The sequence below is a fragment of the Martelella lutilitoris genome (genome assembly GCF_016598595.1).
Lineage (GTDB): Bacteria > Pseudomonadota > Alphaproteobacteria > Rhizobiales > Rhizobiaceae > Martelella > Martelella lutilitoris_A.
The window spans coordinates 482,784-499,447 of the sequence record NZ_CP066786.1; the positions used below are offsets into that span (position 1 = coordinate 482,784).

15 protein-coding genes and 1 tRNA gene are annotated in these 16,664 nt (G+C 63.0%); 4 read left to right on the top strand and 12 right to left on the bottom strand.

The annotated features are described in order from the left end of the window. Nucleotides 1–32: 32 nt before the first annotated feature. Complete coding sequence (locus JET14_RS02270; RefSeq protein WP_200336619.1) at nt 33–2,510, top strand: heavy metal translocating P-type ATPase; 2,478 nt, start codon at nt 33–35, stop codon at nt 2,508–2,510. A gap of 364 nt (nt 2,511–2,874) precedes the next feature. Further along, nucleotides 2,875–5,541 carry a bifunctional acetaldehyde-CoA/alcohol dehydrogenase gene (gene adhE, locus JET14_RS02275; RefSeq protein WP_200336620.1) on the top strand — a complete coding sequence of 889 codons (2,667 nt, stop codon included), beginning with the start codon at nt 2,875–2,877 and terminating at the stop codon, nt 5,539–5,541. A 58-nt stretch (nt 5,542–5,599) separates the two neighbouring features. Here the strand turns inward: adhE and JET14_RS02280 are convergent, their stop codons facing one another. Then, the gene (locus JET14_RS02280) at nt 5,600–6,463 is read right to left on the bottom strand and encodes a C40 family peptidase (RefSeq protein WP_200337963.1); all 864 of its coding nucleotides are present in this window, start codon (nt 6,461–6,463) and stop codon (nt 5,600–5,602) included. A 5-nt stretch (nt 6,464–6,468) separates the two neighbouring features. Continuing rightward, nucleotides 6,469–7,854, bottom strand: coding sequence for a leucyl aminopeptidase family protein (locus JET14_RS02285; protein WP_200336621.1), 1,386 nt, complete (start codon nt 7,852–7,854; stop codon nt 6,469–6,471). A gap of 129 nt (nt 7,855–7,983) precedes the next feature. Between JET14_RS02285 and JET14_RS02290 the strand changes: the two genes are divergently transcribed. Then, a complete protein-coding gene (locus tag JET14_RS02290) occupies nt 7,984–8,790 on the top strand; it encodes a tetratricopeptide repeat protein (RefSeq protein WP_200336622.1) in 807 nt (268 codons plus the stop codon). Between the two features lie 125 nt (nt 8,791–8,915). Here JET14_RS02290 and JET14_RS02295 read toward each other — a convergent pair whose 3' ends face one another. The 9 genes from JET14_RS02295 to JET14_RS02335 form a co-directional block, all read right to left on the bottom strand. Beyond that, nucleotides 8,916–9,191 carry a hypothetical protein gene (locus tag JET14_RS02295; RefSeq protein WP_200336623.1) on the bottom strand — a complete coding sequence of 92 codons (276 nt, stop codon included), beginning with the start codon at nt 9,189–9,191 and terminating at the stop codon, nt 8,916–8,918. Between the two features lie 174 nt (nt 9,192–9,365). Then, the gene (yacG, locus tag JET14_RS02300; RefSeq protein WP_246750475.1) at nt 9,366–9,566 is read right to left on the bottom strand and encodes a DNA gyrase inhibitor YacG; all 201 of its coding nucleotides are present in this window, start codon (nt 9,564–9,566) and stop codon (nt 9,366–9,368) included. Further along, entirely contained in the window at nt 9,556–10,188 is a 633-nt protein-coding gene (locus tag JET14_RS02305) for a Maf family nucleotide pyrophosphatase (protein ID WP_200336625.1), read from the bottom strand. The genes yacG and JET14_RS02305 overlap by 11 nt, the downstream gene beginning before the upstream one ends. Nucleotides 10,189–10,224: 36 nt before the next feature. Beyond that, nucleotides 10,225–10,443, bottom strand: coding sequence for a translation initiation factor IF-1 (gene infA, locus JET14_RS02310; protein ID WP_024708546.1), 219 nt, complete (start codon nt 10,441–10,443; stop codon nt 10,225–10,227). Nucleotides 10,444–10,698: 255 nt separating this feature from the next. Next, nucleotides 10,699–11,172: a UPF0262 family protein gene (locus tag JET14_RS02315; RefSeq protein WP_200336626.1), complete on the bottom strand. Its 474-nt coding sequence runs from the start codon at nt 11,170–11,172 to the stop codon at nt 10,699–10,701. Between the two features lie 2 nt (nt 11,173–11,174). Then, entirely contained in the window at nt 11,175–12,479 is a 1,305-nt protein-coding gene (gene hisD, locus JET14_RS02320) for a histidinol dehydrogenase (RefSeq protein WP_200336627.1), read from the bottom strand. A 56-nt stretch (nt 12,480–12,535) separates the two neighbouring features. Next, nucleotides 12,536–12,976 (bottom strand): DUF2948 family protein, encoded by a 441-nt coding sequence (locus JET14_RS02325; RefSeq protein WP_200336628.1) that lies wholly within the window; start codon nt 12,974–12,976, stop codon nt 12,536–12,538. Between the two features lie 118 nt (nt 12,977–13,094). Beyond that, nucleotides 13,095–14,387 (bottom strand): UDP-N-acetylglucosamine 1-carboxyvinyltransferase, encoded by a 1,293-nt coding sequence (murA, locus tag JET14_RS02330; protein WP_200336629.1) that lies wholly within the window; start codon nt 14,385–14,387, stop codon nt 13,095–13,097. A gap of 180 nt (nt 14,388–14,567) precedes the next feature. Continuing rightward, entirely contained in the window at nt 14,568–14,747 is a 180-nt protein-coding gene (locus tag JET14_RS02335) for a hypothetical protein (protein ID WP_138749880.1), read from the bottom strand. Nucleotides 14,748–14,899: 152 nt separating this feature from the next. Here JET14_RS02335 and JET14_RS02340 point away from each other — a divergent pair. Beyond that, nucleotides 14,900–14,974 (top strand) — tRNA-Thr (locus JET14_RS02340). Between the two features lie 187 nt (nt 14,975–15,161). Here the strand turns inward: JET14_RS02340 and JET14_RS02345 are convergent. Next, entirely contained in the window at nt 15,162–16,622 is a 1,461-nt protein-coding gene (locus tag JET14_RS02345) for a mannitol dehydrogenase family protein (RefSeq protein ID WP_200336630.1), read from the bottom strand. Nucleotides 16,623–16,664: the final 42 nt, after the last annotated feature.

Here is a 16,664-nt window from a genome sequence, read left to right on the forward strand (position 1 = left end):
GAAGGGCAATCAACTTCCGGAAGGCGTTACCCATGGAACAGACGATCTCTACCAGCCGCAGGGCCCAAACCCTCTCCGTGCCGGTGACAGGCATGACCTGCGCATCCTGCGTGCGCAGCGTCGAGCGCGTTGTCGGCAAGGTCGAGGGCGTTGAGGCCGTCGCCGTCAATCTGGCGACCGAAACCGCCGAGGTGACGCTTTCCGACAGGAAAGCGACGGGCGCCGTGGTGGCGGCGATCGAGAAAGGCGGCTATGGCGTGCCGCTGTCGACCGTCGAACTTGGCATTCTCGGCATGCATTGCGCCTCCTGTGTGGCAAGCGTCGAGCGGTCGCTGTCCCGCGTGCCCGGCGTTGTTTCGGCTCATGTCAATCTGGCGAATGAACGGGCAACGCTTTCCGTTCTGCCTTCCCTCGACCTTGCCGTTCTGGAAGGCGCGGTTGAAAAGGCCGGTTTTAAGGCGCGCCGCATTGAGGATCAGCGCGCCGAAAGCGAAAGCCATGAGGATCGCAGGGCGAAAGAACAGGCGGCGCTCAAACGTGATCTGATCACCGCCTTCGCCTTCACCCTGCCGCTTTTCGTGCTGGAAATGGGGTCGCACGTCATCCCCGCCCTCGGCCGCCAGGTGATGGCGACGGTCGGAATGTTTCCGCTGCATGTGTTCTATTTCGCGCTGGCGACGATCGTGCAGTTTGGTCCCGGCCGGCGGTTCTACAGCCACGGCATTGCCTCTTTCCGCAGGCTGTCGCCGGACATGAACGCGCTGGTGATGCTGGGCTCGAGCGCCGCCTGGGCCTATTCCACGGTCGCGACCTTCCTGCCGCAGGTCTTCCCGGCGGGCGCCGCCCAGGTCTATTTCGAAAGCTCTGCCGTCATCATCACGCTGATCCTTCTCGGCCGCTATCTCGAAGCCAGGGCCAAGGGGCGGACGTCTGCCGCCATTACCCATCTGATGGGCCTGCAGCCGAAGACCGCGCGCGTCGAGCGCGATGGCGCGACCGTCGATATTCCGATCGACGAGGTCAAACGCGGCGATCTGGTGATCGTGCGGCCGGGCGAGAAGATCGCCGTCGACGGCACGGTCGTTTCCGGCTCTTCGCATGTGGACGAGGCGATGATTTCGGGCGAGCCGCTTCCGGTTAAAAAAGGCGAGGGCGACGACGTCACCGGCGGCACGATCAACAAGACCGGGTCCTTCACCTTCAGGGCAACGGCGATCGGTTCGGACACGGTGCTCGTGCGGATCGTGAAGATGGTCGAGACCGCGCAAGGGGCGAAGCTTCCGGTGCAGGCCATGGTCGACAAGGTGACGGCATGGTTCGTGCCGGCGGTGCTGGCGGCGGCCGCGATCACCTTCCTGATCTGGCTCTTCGTCGGCCCGGCGCCAGCCTTTTCCTTCGCGTTGGTGAACGCCGTCGCGGTGCTGATCATCGCCTGCCCCTGCGCCATGGGGCTTGCCACGCCAACCTCGATCATGGTCGGCACGGGCAGAGCGGCGGAAACCGGCGTGCTGTTCAGGAACGGCGAGGCGCTGCAGACGCTGCGCGATACCACCATCATTGCCTTCGATAAAACCGGCACGCTGACCGAGGGACGGCCGCAGGTGACCGACATCATTGCCGCAGACGGGTTCGACGAAGAGAGGCTGATCGCCCTTGCCGCCGCGGTGGAGGCCGGCTCGGAGCACCCGCTTGCCGAGGCGGTGGCGGGATATGCAGCGGAGAAGACGATCACCGTGAGCAAGGCGGACGCCTTCGAGGCCGTCCCCGGTTTCGGCGTGACGGCGAATGTCGATGGCAAGGCGGTCGCCGTTGGTGCTCGACGGTTCATGGAGTCGCTTGGCGCGGATGTCGCGATGCCGGATGAAGCCGCCGAAGCGCTTTCCGCAAAGGCGCGCTCGCTTCTGTTTGTTGCCGTCGATGGCCGGCTTGCCGGCATCATCGGCGTCGCCGACCCGGTCAAGCCGTCAGCAAGGGCGGCGATCGCTGCGCTTCATGCGGCGGGACTCAAGACCGCGATGATTTCCGGCGACAACCGCAAGACGGCCGAAGCCATAGCCGCAGATGTCGGGATCGATACGGTGGTCGCCGATGTCCTGCCGGACGGCAAGGTTGAGGCGCTTGAGGCGCTCAGACAACAGTACGGCGCAATCGCCTTTGCCGGCGACGGCATCAATGATGCGCCGGCGCTGGCCGCCGCCGATACCGGCATCGCCATCGGCACGGGCACCGACATCGCCATCGAGACGGCGGATGTGGTGCTGATGTCGGGCGCGCTGTCGGGCGTCGTCAATGCTATCGCCCTGTCGCGGGCGGTCATGCGCAATATCGCGCAGAACCTGTTCTGGGCCTTTGCCTATAATGCCGTGCTCATCCCGGTTGCCGCCGGCATCCTCTATCCGGTCAACGGCATGCTTTTGTCTCCCATGCTGGCGGCGGCCGCCATGGGGCTTTCCAGCGTTTTCGTTCTGTCGAACGCGCTCCGGCTGAAGCGGTTCCGGGCGATTGGCTGAGCAGAGGTCCGGGCCTCCCCTCCGGTCAATGCAAATAACGCGGGCGGCGGCTTTCCATTCGCCGCCTGCCGCCCTATTATGGGTTCCAGCCGCCCGCAGTTGGTACGAAGTGAATTCCGAGATTCCCCGGGCCTTTGATCACGATCAATACAAACCGATTTAAAGAGGCTTAAATCTGCCTCCGGTGAGATTGGACGGTCTTCTTCCGGGATAGTTTTTGGAGCCCCGCCGGCGTCATACCGGTGACGAATTGCGGCGCGAGACTGGCCAAGAAGACTGCTGGGTCGCCCCCAAGACCGGCCCGTGCCGTCCGCCAACCACTGAAACCGCCGGGCGTTCCGGCAAATAGCGCAGGAGTAGTCCCATGCCGGCCATCAGCACGACCGAACTTGACCAGCTCGTTGCCCGGACGAAGGCAGCGCAGCAGAAGTTTGCGACCTATACCCAGGAACAGGTCGACTTCATTTTCCGTTCCGCCGCCCTTGCCGCGGCCGATGCCCGCATTCCGCTTGCCCGTATGGCGCATGAGGAAACCGGAATGGGCGTCATGGAAGACAAGGTGGTCAAGAACCACTTTGCCTCGGAATACATCTACAACAAATACAAGGACGACAAGACCTGCGGCATCCTTTCGGAAGAGCCGGAATACGGCATCTTCACGGTTGCCGAGCCTGTCGGCCTGATTTGCGCCATCGTGCCCACCACCAACCCGACCTCGACCGCAATCTTCAAGGCGCTGATCAGCCTGAAGACCAGGAACGGGGTGATCTTCTCGCCGCACCCGCGCGCCAGGCGCTCGACCTGCGAGGCCGCCCGGGTCGTTCTCGAAGCCGCCGTCAAGGCCGGCGCGCCGAAGGACATCATCAGCTGGATCGATGAACCCTCGGTGGAGCTCTCGAATGCGCTGATGCACCACCCGGACATCAACCTCATTCTCGCCACCGGCGGGCCCGGCATGGTGAAGGCCGCCTATTCGTCGGGTAAGCCCGCGATCGGCGTCGGCGCCGGCAATACGCCTGCCGTGATCGACGAATATGCCGACATCAAGCGCGCCGTCGCCTCGATCCTGATGTCGAAGACCTTCGACAACGGCGTTATCTGCGCATCGGAACAGTCGGTGATCGCCGTCGACAAGGTCTATGACAAGGTCCGCGAGCGTTTCATCAGCCATGGCGGCTATGTGTTGTCGGGCAATGAGGCCGGCGCCGTTCGCGACATCATCATGAACAAGAAGGGCACGCTGAATGCCGAGATCGTCGGCCAGTCGGCCGAGAAGATTGCGGCCATGGCCGGCATCACCGTGCCGCCGCGCACCAAGGTTCTGATCGCGGAAGTCGAAAGCACGGGCGAGGACGAGGTCTTTGCCCACGAAAAGCTGTCGCCGACGCTGGCCATGTACAAGGCCAAGAACTTCGACCATGCCAGCCGGATCGCATCGGAACTGGTGGCGCTCGGCGGCATCGGCCACACCTCGGTGCTTTACACCGACCAGGACCTGCAGCCCGAACGCGTCACCACCTTCGGCGAACGCATGAAGACGGCCCGCGTTCTTATCAACACCCCGGCCTCGCAGGGCGGCATCGGCGACCTTTACAACTTCCGCCTGGCGCCGTCGCTGACGCTTGGCTGCGGTTCGTGGGGCGGCAACTCGATCTCGGAAAACGTTGGCCCGCAGCACCTGATCAACAAGAAGACCGTGGCCAAGAGGGCAGAAAACATGCTGTGGCACAAGCTTCCCCCGTCGATCTATTTCCGTCGCGGTTCGCTTCCCTTCGCTCTGGAAGAACTGAAGGGCCACAAACGTTGCCTGATCGTCACCGACCGTTTCCTCTTCGAAAACGGCTATGTCAACGATACGGTCCGCGTTCTGAAGGGCCTCGGCATGGAAGTCGAAACCTTCTTCGATGTCCAGGCCGACCCGACGCTCGCCGTTGTCCGCAAGGGCTGGGAACTGGCCCGCTCGTTCGAGCCGGACATCATCCTTGCACAGGGTGGCGGTTCGCCGATGGATGCGGCCAAGATCATGTGGGTGATGTATGAGCATCCGGAGGTCGAGTTCGCCGATCTGGCGCTGCGCTTCATGGATATCCGCAAGCGCATCTACCACTTCCCCAAGCTCGGCATCAAAGCCAAGTTTGTCGCCGTGCCCACGACCTCGGGCACCGGTTCGGAAGTCACCCCGTTCGCCGTCGTCACCGACGAGAAGACCGGCGTGAAGTATCCGATCGCCGACTACGAACTGACGCCGACCATGGCAATCGTCGATCCCGACCTCGTCATGAACATGCCGAAGTCGCTGACGGCCCATGGCGGCATCGATGCGGTGACCCATGCTCTGGAAGCCTATGTCTCGATCATGGCGAACGAGTATTCGGACGGTCAGGCGCTTCAGGCTCTGAAGCTTCTGAAGGAATATCTGCCCTCGGCCTACAGACAAGGCGCTGCCGATCCGAAGGCTCGCGAGCAGGTTCATAACGCCGCAACGATCGCCGGCATGGCCTTTGCCAACGCCTTCCTCGGTGTCTGCCACTCGATGGCGCACAAGATCGGCGCGCAGTTCCACCTGCCGCACGGCCTGTCGAACGCCCTGCTTCTGGCCAATGTGGTTCGCTACAACGCGGTCGACAATCCGACCAAGCAGGCAACCTTCAGCCAGTATGACCGGCCGAAGGCGCTGTGCCGCTATGCAGAAGTCGCCCGCCATCTCGAGCTTGGCGGCAAGAGCGACGAAGAGTCGGTCGAAAACCTGGTCAAGTGGATCGAGAGCCTCAACAAGGCCTGCGATATCCCCGAATCGATCCAGGCTGCGGGCGTCGGCGAAGCCGACTTCCTCGACCATCTCGACGCGGTTGCCGAAAAGGCCTTCGATGACCAGTGCACCGGTGCCAACCCGCGCTACCCGCTGATCTCGGAAATCCGCCAGGTCCTGCTCGACAGCTATTACGGCCGCGCCTACGAAGAAGGCGTCGTCAACGAGCCGGCGGCAGCCGAAGACAAGGGTTCGGTCGTGCCGCTCAGCGCCCGCAAGTAATTTGCGTCACTGAAACGTATGAGAAACGCCGCCTCCGGGCGGCGTTTTCAGTTTGGCTTCAAACCGGGTTACTTTGCGGCCTCAGATACGACGTCGGGTTGCCGTAGACGGATGCGATGCGGGTGATCGCGTGGTCGAGGTTTTCACGGGTGACCCGCATCGTCGCGCCATTGGCGTGGACGAGGGTCTTGGCGTCTTCCATGATGCCGACATGGCCTTTCCAGAAGACGAGGTCGCCGCGTTTCAGCGCCCGGCGCGTCACCGGCTCGCCTTCCATCAGCTCCTGCATGTCGGAATCGCGCGGCACGGCGATGCCCGCCATCATCATCGCCATCTGTATCAACGCCGAGCAGTCGAGGCCGAAACCGGACCTGCCGCCCCAGAGATAAGGCGTCTCGAGGAAGCGCAGCGCCGTCTTCACCGGATCGCGCTCGAAGGCGCGGCCGAGCGGAAAGCAATGATCGGCAAAGACCGCCGTGCCGTCCGAGCAGAGATAATAGCGGCTGCCGCGCGTTTCCGCCTCGTCGACGAAGGTCAGCCGGCAACCCATGGAGAGCGCGCAGACCGGCCCGGCCTTGAGTTCGGCTTCGGGATAAAGGAAAGTCCGGGGCACCGAGATGACATGGGACGCCTCGCGCTCGCCCTCGGCCACCATCGCCTCCGGCAGGTAGCCGACATAGCCGTCGAAGCGCGACTGCACCCAGGCCCAGCCGGATCTGCGTTCGAAGATGTCGACGGTTTCGCCGAAGAGAAGCTGGCTGTCGATGAAGGCGGCTTCCGAGGGCTTTGGCCGCAAGGGCGCGACGGGCGCGATGATCTGGGCCGGCGTCGGCACGGCGAAGCGATCCGCATGGACGATGCCGGAAAGCCGGGCATCGGCGAGATCGGGCCGGAAGGCATGGAGCCTTCGATCGAGTTCCATCACCATCAGCTCGTCCGGATCGTTTCGAAGAGGGCGCGGATCGCCTGCGCCTCGCCGCCGGCAGGGCCGAAATCGCGATCGGCCGGGGCGTGGCCATAGATGTCGAAATGCGCCCACGTTCGCGCCCGCCCGACAAACCGCTTCAGGAAGAGCGCCGCGGTGATCGAGCCGGCCATGCCGCCGCCCGGCGCGTTGGTGAGGTCGGCGATCGCGGTTTTCAGCCTGGCGTCATAGCCGGCGAAGAGCGGCATGCGCCAGAGCGGATCGGAGAGCGTCTCGCCGCTCTTGTGAAGCTTGTCGGCAAAGGCGTCGTTGTCGGTGAAGAACGGCGCGATGTCCGGGCCGAGCGCCACGCGGGCGGCCCCTGTCAGCGTCGCCATGTCGATCAGAAGGTCGGGAAGCTCCTCGTCCGCATAGGTCAGCGCGTCGGCAAGGATGAGGCGTCCCTCGGCATCGGTGTTGTCGATCTGCACGGTAAGCCCCTTGCGCGAGCGGTAGATGTCGCCCGGGCGGAAGGCATTGCCGGCGATCGCGTTCTCGACGCTCGGGACGATCACGCGCAGGTCGACGTCGAGGCCGGCATCCATGATCATCAGCGCCAGCGCCATGACATTGGCGCCGCCGCCCATGTCCTTTTTCATCAGACCCATGCCGGCGGCCGACTTGATGTCGAGACCGCCGGTGTCGAAACAGACGCCCTTGCCGACAAGGGCGACGCTCCTTGCGCCCTTGCGGCCCCAGCGCAGCTCCATCAGACGTGGTGCTTTCTCCCCGGCGCGGCCGACCGCATGGATCAGCGGAAAGCCGGCCTTCAGCAGCTCGTCGCCGTGGATCGCGCTGAAATCAGCGCCATAATGGCGGGCCAGGCTCTCGAAGGCCTTCTCCAGATGGTCCGGCTGCATGTCGTTTGCAGGCGTGTTGATCAGGTCTCGGGCGAGAAAGATCGCCGCAACCGTCCGTTCGATCGCGGCCCTGTCGCAGTCCTCCGGCAGGGCGAGGCGAACCTTGCCGGCCGAAGAAGGCTTGAGGTAACGCTCGAACCGGTAATCGCCTGCGGCAAAGCCGATCAGCGCCTGGCCCTGATCACCCTCAAAGCCCGCAAGATGCCAGTCGCCGGCCGGCAGAAGCCTGGAAAGACGACCGGTGGCGAAGGGAGAGGCATCCTTGCCGAGGCCGAAAAGCGCGCCGGCAACACCGCCATTTTCGCCGTGAACGAGCAGGAACTCGCCCTCGCGGGCGGAGAAGCCGGCCGCGCGGCCAAACCGGCGGATATTGTCCGGGAGGATGTCCGGTCTTTCGAGGTCGGCCGGCGTCACCGCAAAGAGCGGTTTTGTCTCTGGACCGGCTGGGCAAAACGGCGAAGGGCGTTCGAAGAACTGGAAACTGGGCATCTGTGTTCGCTTGTCAGTGTTGTCCCGCCTACTTTCGCGGGAAAAAACTTTCTGTAAAGTGTCTGAAAGCCTCGGAACTGATTCCTTACGCTGATCGGGGCGCGGAGAACAGACGGAGTTTGCCTTAAAATGACCAATCCGACCGGGCTTTCGAGAAAGGCGGCGCTGGCGCTCGTCATTGCGGCCATCACGGTTTCAGCTTGCGCCAGCGTGCGCAGGCCGATGACCACGGCGCAATACATGTCCGCCGAGGAAATTGCCGGCCTCTCGCCGTCGCAGCGCCAGATGGCGAGCTATCGGCTTGAAACGGCATATCTTTCCAGGCCCGGAAGCGTCAAGTCGGGCATCGCCTGGTCCGAGTATCTGAAGGCGGAGGGGCGCTACGGCGAGGCCAATCAGGTGATGCGCGAAGTCGCCGCGCGCAATCCCGATTCCGGCGATGCGCTGCTTCACTATGCCGAAACGCAGGCAGCGCTTGGCTACTACCCCGATGCGCTGCGCACGATCCGCAATGCGGAAGCCGCGTCGCCGCGCGACTGGCGAACCTTCTCGCAGGAGGGGCTGATTCTCGACCAGATGGGCAAGCCGGTGGAGGCGCGCATGCGCTACCGTCAGGCGCTCACATTGTCGCCGAAGAACCCGGAAGTGCTGTCCAACATGGCGGTTTCCTACGTGCTGACCCATGATCTGGCGACGGCGGAAAATTATCTGCGCGAGGCAATCGCCCAGCGCGATGCCAGCCCTGAGGTCCGGGTCAATCTGGCGCTGGTGCTGGCGCTTCAGGGCAAGCAGCAGGAAGCCGAGCGGGTGGCAACGGCGGGTGTTTCGGCCGAAGAGGCCCAGGCCAACCTTGCGGCGCTCCAGGCCGCGACCGCTCCCGGCGGCGCCTGGGAACGGTATGCCGTCGGCGCGGGCGGACAACAGTCCGTCATGTGATCGCGGCGGGGAGCGCGCCTGAAGGGCTCGCAGTCAGATGGAAATATCTGACGGCCGCGGAAATGTGTCAAAACAAACAGATAGATCGTTTCGACCTTTCCATGGAAGGCGGAAACGATCTAGTCTCAGGACACAGCGCGTATGATGAGGCCTGCAAGCGCGTAGACGCCGGCAAGGCTGGCCGCAAAGAAGACGAGGCTGCCGACAATGGTCAGCCACAAGGCCCAGTTTGTGCTCTTTCCGCGCGCGTGTTTTGAAAGATAGATGATTCGGGCGTCGTCCGCGTCCCAACTGGCCATCGCGCGCAGTCGACCGGTGAATATGAACTCCGGCTCCTCGATCGCATCGGCCGTCGCTGTCGTGGCGACGGAATTCCGGCGGCTGGAGATGTGTCGTCTCACTGCCTTGCTCCCTTGTATGTCCTGTTTCCGCCCGTCGGACGAAAACCTCCCAACCAACAAGTATAGAGCAGTTCGTTCAAAAAACGATCATAAATTGCAATCCAAGGTGCAGAAATGCGCGGTGATCCACCGGGAAACGCAGATTTTCCGAGATTGCGCTACCAAAAGTTGTTTCTATTGCTCCTCGCCGCCGGGCTTCGATTCGTCCTCGGTGACGGGAATCGCATAGGACCCGGTCAACCAGCGGGAGAGGTCAAGCTGGCGGCAACGGTCGCAGCAGAAGGGATAGTTCTCCCGCGTCGAGGGACGCCCGCATTCGGGGCATCTGCGGGGTTTTCTTAACGGTTCGACGCGGGCGTCGCTGTCATTGCCCATCTTTGCTCCATTCTTGGCAAATGTCATAGCCGCGGCCGGAAAGTAGCGTCTGTGTTTCGTAGAGCGGCAGGCCGACCACGGCGGAGTAGGAGCCGACAAGGCGCGCGATGAAGGCGGCTGCGCGGCCCTGGACGGCATAGGCCCCCGCCTTGCCGTGCCATTCGCCGGACGCGAGATAAGCCTCGATCTCTTTCTTGGAGAGATGTTTGAAGGTAACGCGCGTCTCGACAACGCGCAGGCTTTCCTCAGCATCCCCGGCAATCCTGACGCAAAGGCCGGTGAAAACCCGATGATTGCGACCGGAAAGGAGCGAAAGGCAGGACATCGCCTCGTCTTGGCTTGAAGCCTTGGGCAGGATACGCCTGCCGACGGCAACCACCGTATCGGCGGCCAGAATGGCCGCGCCGCGCCAGGCCGCATCGTCGTCGAGCATCCCGGCCACCACGCCGGCCTTGCCGCAGGCAAGCCGCCCGGCCAGGAGCCGCGGCGTTTCTTTTGCAAGCGGGGTCTCGTCGATATCGGCGGGCAGGATGCGGTCCGGCGTCACGCCGATCTGGGCCAGAAGGTCCACCCGGCGCGGAGAAGCCGATGCCAGGACAAGTTTTGTCTTTGCCACGGTCAAACCCGTTCCCGAACGCTTGAGAGGAGGCAAGCGCTTCTACTTGAAGCGATAGGTGATCCGGCCCTTGGTCAGGTCGTAGGGGGTCATTTCCACCAGCACCTTGTCGCCGGCGAGAACGCGGATACGGTTCTTGCGCATGCGGCCGGCGGTGTGGGCGATGATCTCGTGGTCGTTTTCAAGCTTCACCCGGAATGTCGCATTCGGCAGAAGCTCGACGACGACGCCCGGAAATTCCAGTACTTCTTCTTTAGCCATTTAGTTCGTTTCTTTTCTTCTCTGCGTCCGGGATCGGCCCGAACGCTTCAATCCCCGCCCGGCCGATTGCCGGCATGACAGACGGGGACACTGTTGCTTCAATGATCTGCAGCGTATCGGCTGCGCTTGAAAACAAGCGCGCGGCGCTGCTGAATTGCGGCGAAACCTACACAATAGTTCAACGTTTGTGAACCATGTTTGCTCCCGCCGTCGTTTTTTGTTCACGTGACGTTCGAAACCCTGACGCAGAACGGCTCAGCCGCGCCAGTAGAGCACGCAGAACAGCGTGAACAGGCGCCGCGCCGTATCGAAATCGAGTTCGATCTTACCTTTGAGGCGGTCCTGAAGGGTCTGCGAGCCTTCATTGTGGATCCCGCGCCGGCCCATGTCGATCGCCTCGATCTTGCTTGGGCTCGCCGTCTTGATCGCCTCGTAATAGCTCTCGCAGATCATGAAATAATCCTTCACGATCCGCCGGAACGGGGTCAGCGACAGGATGTGGGTCGCAACCTTGTCGCCGTTTTCGAGCGTGATGTCGAAGATCAGCCGTTTTTCGATGATCGAGAGCGTCAGCTTGTAAGGGCCGCCCGGATGACCGACAGGGTGGAAGTGGTTATCCTCGAGCAGGTCGAAGATGGCGACGGCGCGTTCATGCTCGACATCGGGCGAAGCGCGGCCGATGCTCTCATCGAGAACAACGTCACTCAGCCTGTATTCGCCCGTCGTCATGTCTATTCCTTGCGATTGAGGCGGATGGCAACCGATCGTGCATGCGCGCCCAGACCTTCGCATTCTGCAAGCTCGATGGCCGATGGCGCAAGTCTATTCAGCTGTTCGGGCCCCAGACGAAGGATGGAGGTGCGTTTCATGAAATCGAGAACGCCGAGACCCGAAGAAAAGCGCGCCGAACGGGCGGTCGGCAGAACGTGGTTGGAGCCGCCCACGTAATCGCCGATTGCCTCGGGCGTATAGTGCCCGGCGAAGATCGCGCCGGCATTGCGCACTTTCGGGATCAGCGCTTCGGGATCATCGACCGCAAGCTCCAGATGTTCAGGCGCCACGCGGTTGGCGAGCGAAAGCGCGGCGTCGAGATCGGAAACAGTGATGATCGCACCATAGTCGCGCCAGCTCGCACCGGCGATCTCGCCGCGCGGCAGGGTCTTCAGCTGCCGCTCGACCGCCTGCTCGACGGCTTCGCCGAGCGCCTTGTCGGTGGTGATCAGGATCGACTGGGCGGCGGCGTCATGCTCGGCCTGGGCCAGAAGGTCGGCGGCGATCCAGTCCGGATTGTTCTCGCCGTCGGCAATTACCAGCACTTCCGAAGGACCGGCGATCATGTCGATGCCGACCGTGCCGAAGACGGCGCGCTTGGCAGCCGCGACATAGGCATTGCCGGGGCCGACGATCTTGGAGACCGGGGCGATCGTTTCCGTGCCGTAGGCGAGGGCGGCCACCGCCTGCGCGCCGCCGATCCGGTAGATCTCGGTGATGCCGGCGATCTTCGCCGCCGCCAGCACCGCCGGGTTGATCTTGCCCTTCATCGCCGGCACGACCATGACGACGCGCTCGACGCCGGCGACCTTGGCCGGAACCGCATTCATCAGCACCGAACTTGGATAGCTCGCAGTCCCGCCCGGCACGTAGAGCCCGACCGCCTCGACGGCCGTCCAGCGATGGCCGAGGGTGACGCCGATCTCGTCCTCATAGGTATCATCCGGCGGCAGCTGGCGGGCGTGATGCTTGCGGATGCGTTCCTCGGCAAGCCGCAACGCGTCGATGACCTTCGGGTCGACGGCGGCGATTGCGGCCTCAATCTCCTCCGTGCCAACCTTCATCGGCGTGGCGGGATCGGAAAAATCGACATCGTCGAAACGCGCCGAATAGGTGGCAAGGGCAGTATCGCCGTTTGCGCGGATATCGGCGATGATCGCATCGACGGTATCGCCGACATCCTTGGAGACTTCGCGCTTCATCGACAAGAGCGCCGTAAAGGCGGTTTCAAAGTCGTCGGCGGCTGTATCAAGCCAGATGGCCATGGTTGCCTCACTCAATCAGGTAGGAATTCATTCCGGTCACAGAAACAGACATTGCCTCAGCGCGGATGATGCGGCTTGCCGCGCGCTTCCCAGCTTGGCGAGAGATCGGCCAGCAGCACCTCGATACATTCCACATCCGCGACGATCTCGCCGCCGCCCGAAAGGGTGATGATCAGGGAGCCTTCCGGCCCGTCTCCGGTTTTCTCGAATGTCACCGAAAGCAGGTTGGAGACTTCGTCGTCGGCCTTTCGGTCAAGCCCGATGCTGCGTACGGCGGTAACCCGCTTGAACACGAGCGCTGCGCGCCGCCGTTCGGGCTTCGTGAAGAAGCCGCGCTTCTTCTCCCAGACGAAACGGTTGCACAGAAGCTGAAACTGGCCCGCAACCCTGGAGAAGGTCACGTCCTTCGACAGAAACACGGCATCCTGGACATGCGCCGAGATGATGGCGAGGTCTTCTTCATCCAGCGCCATGAGTTTCAGCTGATCGGTGGACATGACAAATTTCCCGGCGGGTTCGAGGTTTTTTACCGAGATAAGGCGATAGAAGCCGTTGCGCAACCATTGGCGCGCCGGGAATGCCCGTGTCGACAGGAAAATGATGCCGCGAACGGCCTCAGTCGCTGATCCGCTCGACGACCGCGCCGCAGCGCGTGAGCTTTTCTTCCAGCCGCTCGAAGCCGCGATCAAGGTGATAGACGCGCGACACGGTCGTCTCGCCCCTGGCCGCAAGGCCGGCGATGACGAGCGAGACCGAGGCGCGCAGGTCGGTCGCCATCACAGGCGCGCCGTGCAGTTCCTTCACGCCCCTGATGGTCGCCGTCTGGCCGGAGAGCGAGATGTCGGCGCCAAGACGGGCAAGCTCCTGCACATGCATGAAGCGGTTCTCGAAGATCGTCTCGACGATGCGCGACGTGCCCTTGGCCCGCGTCATCAGGCCCATGAACTGCGCCTGCAAATCGGTCGGAAAGCCCGGATAGGGTTCGGTGGTGATATCGACCGGGCGTATATCGTCGCCATGGCCGATGACGTGGATGCCGGTTTCCGTCGGAGTGATCTCGGCGCCGGCGGCCCGGATCGCCTCGATGGCGGAGCTCAAAAGCGCGGCATCGGTGTTCTCAAGCGTCACCTCGCCGCCGGCCATGGCGACGGCCATGGCATAGGTGCCTGTCTCGATCCGGTCCGGAAGCACGGTGTGGCGGGCGCCGGAAAGCGAGGTGACGCCGTCAATGGTGATCGTCGGCGTTCCCGCGCCCTCGATCTTGGCGCCCATGGCCTTCAGGCAATTGGCAAGGTCGACGACTTCCGGCTCGCGCGCGGCGTTTTCCAGCACGGTCGTGCCGTTGGCGAGCGTTGCCGCCATCATCAGCGTGTGGGTGGCGCCGACGGAGACCTTGGGGAACACATAATGGCGGCCGACGAGACCGCCCTTCGGCGCCTTGGCCTCGACATAGCCCTGCTCGATCTCGATTTCCGCGCCGAGCGCCTTCAGCCCGTCTATGAAGAGATCGACGGGGCGGGTACCGATGGCGCAGCCGCCCGGCAGCGAGACCCGGGCGATGCCCTCGCGCGCCAGAAGCGGGCCGATGACCCAGAAGGAGGCGCGCATCTTGCGCACCAGGTCATAGGAGGCCGTTGTGTCGGTAATCGTCGGGCAGTTGAAATGGATGGTGCGGGCATAGCCGTCCTGCTGGCGCTCGCGCCGGCCGTTGACGGAGATGTCGACGCCGTGATTGCCGAGAATGCGCATCAGGAGCTCGACATCGGCCAGGTGCGGCACGTTCTCGAGCGTCAGCGTGTCGCTGGTCAGAAGCGAGGCGATGATCAGGGGAAGCGCCGCATTCTTCGCGCCGGAAATGGGAATGACGCCCTTCAGGGGATTGCCGCCGACGACTCTGATTTGATCCATTCCACATTTTCCGGGAAAACCCGGCCTCTTCTTGAAAGTTCAGGCGCGTCTAAACGAAACGTCGGCCATGATCAATCGCAATGGTTGACAAGTCGTTGAACCGCTCCGGTCAAAGCAGCGAAAAATGGCATGTCTATGTTCCGGGACGCTAAAATACCGGCAGTCCAGCGGTCGCTGTTGTCAGCCCTCGTCCTTCTGACGGGAGGCGGGGAGGCCATCAGTCTCGTCGGCGGCGCCCTTGCGCCGTGCGCGCGACTGCTGTTTGCGCCGCATCAGGTTCTCGCGCAGTTTCTCGGCCGCGCGCTCCCGGCGCTGCGCCGCGGCGTCCGGTTTTTTCTTCTGTGGATCGGCATTGTCCATCTCGCCACCTTCTCGCAAAGCCTGGTTTCCGCCGAAATGCGGATAAGAGAAAAGAAATGTGTTTCCCGTCTTGCACTTGAAGCGGAGCTATGGCAATAGGCCGCTTGCCTGCACCAAACAGTGCCGGGCACGCTTCGCAAGGCCGAAGTCGGGCTGCTATAGCTCAGGGGTAGAGCACTCCCTTGGTAAGGGAGAGGCCGAGAGTTCAAATCTCTCTAGCAGCACCATTTTCCCCGTATCGCTCCTCGAAGAACTGCTGGCGGCGTCGATCCGTCGCGTTCAGCGGTCCACCGCGGTCTTCACCGAACGACGCGATACCTCTTGCGTTTGAGTATGCGTCGGACAGACAAAGGCCGTTCCGGCGAAAACACCGGAACGGTCCGTTCTTACAGGCCTCTTAATGTCCGAAAATATCTATCGGAGATCGGCAACCATTTTCCGTGCGCCGTTTTTGCCAAGGCCTTCGAGGCTTTCGGCGAGGCTTTCCTTGAAGCCGACGCTTTCCCTGAGCGCGGCTGGAAAAATGCCGGAGCCTGAGAGGATGCGCTCGACCTTTTCACGCGATGACCCGCCATTGGCGAGCGTCTTCAGCCTGTCCGCCAGCGGGTCGCGCACATCGATCGGAGCACCCTTGTCATCGGTGCCGGCGACATAACGGATCCAGCCGGCGACCAGCAGGGTGAGGCGGGGGCACGGGGTTCCGTTCTTCAGGTGATGCGCGATTGATTCGAGCGCGCGCTGCGGCAGTTTCTGGCTGCCGTCCATGGCGATCTGCCAGGTGCGATGGCGAATTGCGGGGTTTTCGAAGCGGGTGATCAGCGCATCGGCATATTCATCGAGGTCGATGCCATCGGGGGCCTCAAGCGTCGGGATCTGTTCCTTGCCCATCAGGTCGCGGGCGGCCTTGCGGTAGGTCGGATCCTGCATGGTTTCGGCGATGGTTTCATAGCCGCCGAGATAGCCGAGATAGGCGAGGAAGGAGTGCGAACCGTTGAGCATGCGGAGCTTCATGTTTTCATAGGGCACGACATCATCGGTGAAGGTGGCGCCGGCGCGGTCCCAGTCCGGGCGGCCGGAAACAAAATCATCCTCGATCACCCATTGGCGGAAGGGCTCGCAGACGATGCCTGCGGGATCCTCGGTGCCGATCCGCTGGGCAAGAAGCCGATAGCTTTCCTCGGTCATCGCCGGAACGATGCGGTCGACCATGGTGGAGGGGAAGCGGCCATGCTCCTCGATCCAGTCGGCAAGCGCGCTGTCGCGGGCCCGGGCGAAATCGATCACCGCGCGGCGGGCAAGCTTGCCGTTTGAAGGCAGGTTGTCGCAGGAGAGAACGGTGAAGGGCTTCTGCCCGGCCTGTTTGCGGGCGGCGAGGGCCGCCACCAGCGTGCCGACGACTGTTTGCGGCTGATCGGGGTTTTCGAGATCGGCCTTGATCGCCGGATTGTCGAAATCAAGCCCGCCATCGGCGCCGAGCGTATAGCCCTTTTCCGTGACGGTGATGGAGACGAGCGCGATCTTTTCATCGGCAATGGCGGCGATGATGCCCTCGGGGCTGCATTCTTCCATGTGCCGGTGATCGACAACCGCGCCTGAAATGCGCGCCTTTTGCCCGTCGGCGGCATTTTCGACGACGCTGTAGAGATAGTCGCGCTCGGCGAGCGCCTGCAACGGTGCGGACGGGCCTCTGAGCTCGATCTCTCGGTAGCCCCAGGTGCCGCCGGCGCGCAGAACGTCATCGGTATAGACGGCCTGGTGGGCGCGGTGAAAGGCGCCGAAGCCGATATGGCACATGCGGGCTTCGACCTTCGAGCGATCGTAATCCGGGCGCAGAACATCGGCTGCGGCCTGATCAAGGAGCGGGTTGGAAGACATGGCTGTTCCTTCCGTAAAACGGCGCATCTGGGCTGGCGCCGA

Excerpts from the sequence above, each read along its gene's own strand:
- JET14_RS02270 (WP_200336619.1), top strand. The coding sequence starts at position 33 with ATGGAACAGACGATCTCTACCAGCCGCAGGGCCCAAACCCTCTCCGTG.
- adhE (WP_200336620.1), top strand. The coding sequence starts at position 2,875 with ATGCCGGCCATCAGCACGACCGAACTTGACCAGCTCGTTGCCCGGACG.
- JET14_RS02280 (WP_200337963.1), bottom strand. The coding sequence starts at position 6,463 with ATGGAACTCGATCGAAGGCTCCATGCCTTCCGGCCCGATCTCGCCGAT.
- JET14_RS02285 (WP_200336621.1), bottom strand. The coding sequence starts at position 7,854 with ATGCCCAGTTTCCAGTTCTTCGAACGCCCTTCGCCGTTTTGCCCAGCC.
- JET14_RS02290 (WP_200336622.1), top strand. The coding sequence starts at position 7,984 with ATGACCAATCCGACCGGGCTTTCGAGAAAGGCGGCGCTGGCGCTCGTC.
- yacG (WP_246750475.1), bottom strand. The coding sequence starts at position 9,566 with ATGGGCAATGACAGCGACGCCCGCGTCGAACCGTTAAGAAAACCCCGC.
- infA (WP_024708546.1), bottom strand. The coding sequence starts at position 10,443 with ATGGCTAAAGAAGAAGTACTGGAATTTCCGGGCGTCGTCGTCGAGCTT.
- JET14_RS02315 (WP_200336626.1), bottom strand. The coding sequence starts at position 11,172 with ATGACGACGGGCGAATACAGGCTGAGTGACGTTGTTCTCGATGAGAGC.
- hisD (WP_200336627.1), bottom strand. The coding sequence starts at position 12,479 with ATGGCCATCTGGCTTGATACAGCCGCCGACGACTTTGAAACCGCCTTT.
- JET14_RS02325 (WP_200336628.1), bottom strand. The coding sequence starts at position 12,976 with ATGTCCACCGATCAGCTGAAACTCATGGCGCTGGATGAAGAAGACCTC.
- murA (WP_200336629.1), bottom strand. The coding sequence starts at position 14,387 with ATGGATCAAATCAGAGTCGTCGGCGGCAATCCCCTGAAGGGCGTCATT.
- JET14_RS02335 (WP_138749880.1), bottom strand. The coding sequence starts at position 14,747 with ATGGACAATGCCGATCCACAGAAGAAAAAACCGGACGCCGCGGCGCAG.
- JET14_RS02345 (WP_200336630.1), bottom strand. The coding sequence starts at position 16,622 with ATGTCTTCCAACCCGCTCCTTGATCAGGCCGCAGCCGATGTTCTGCGC.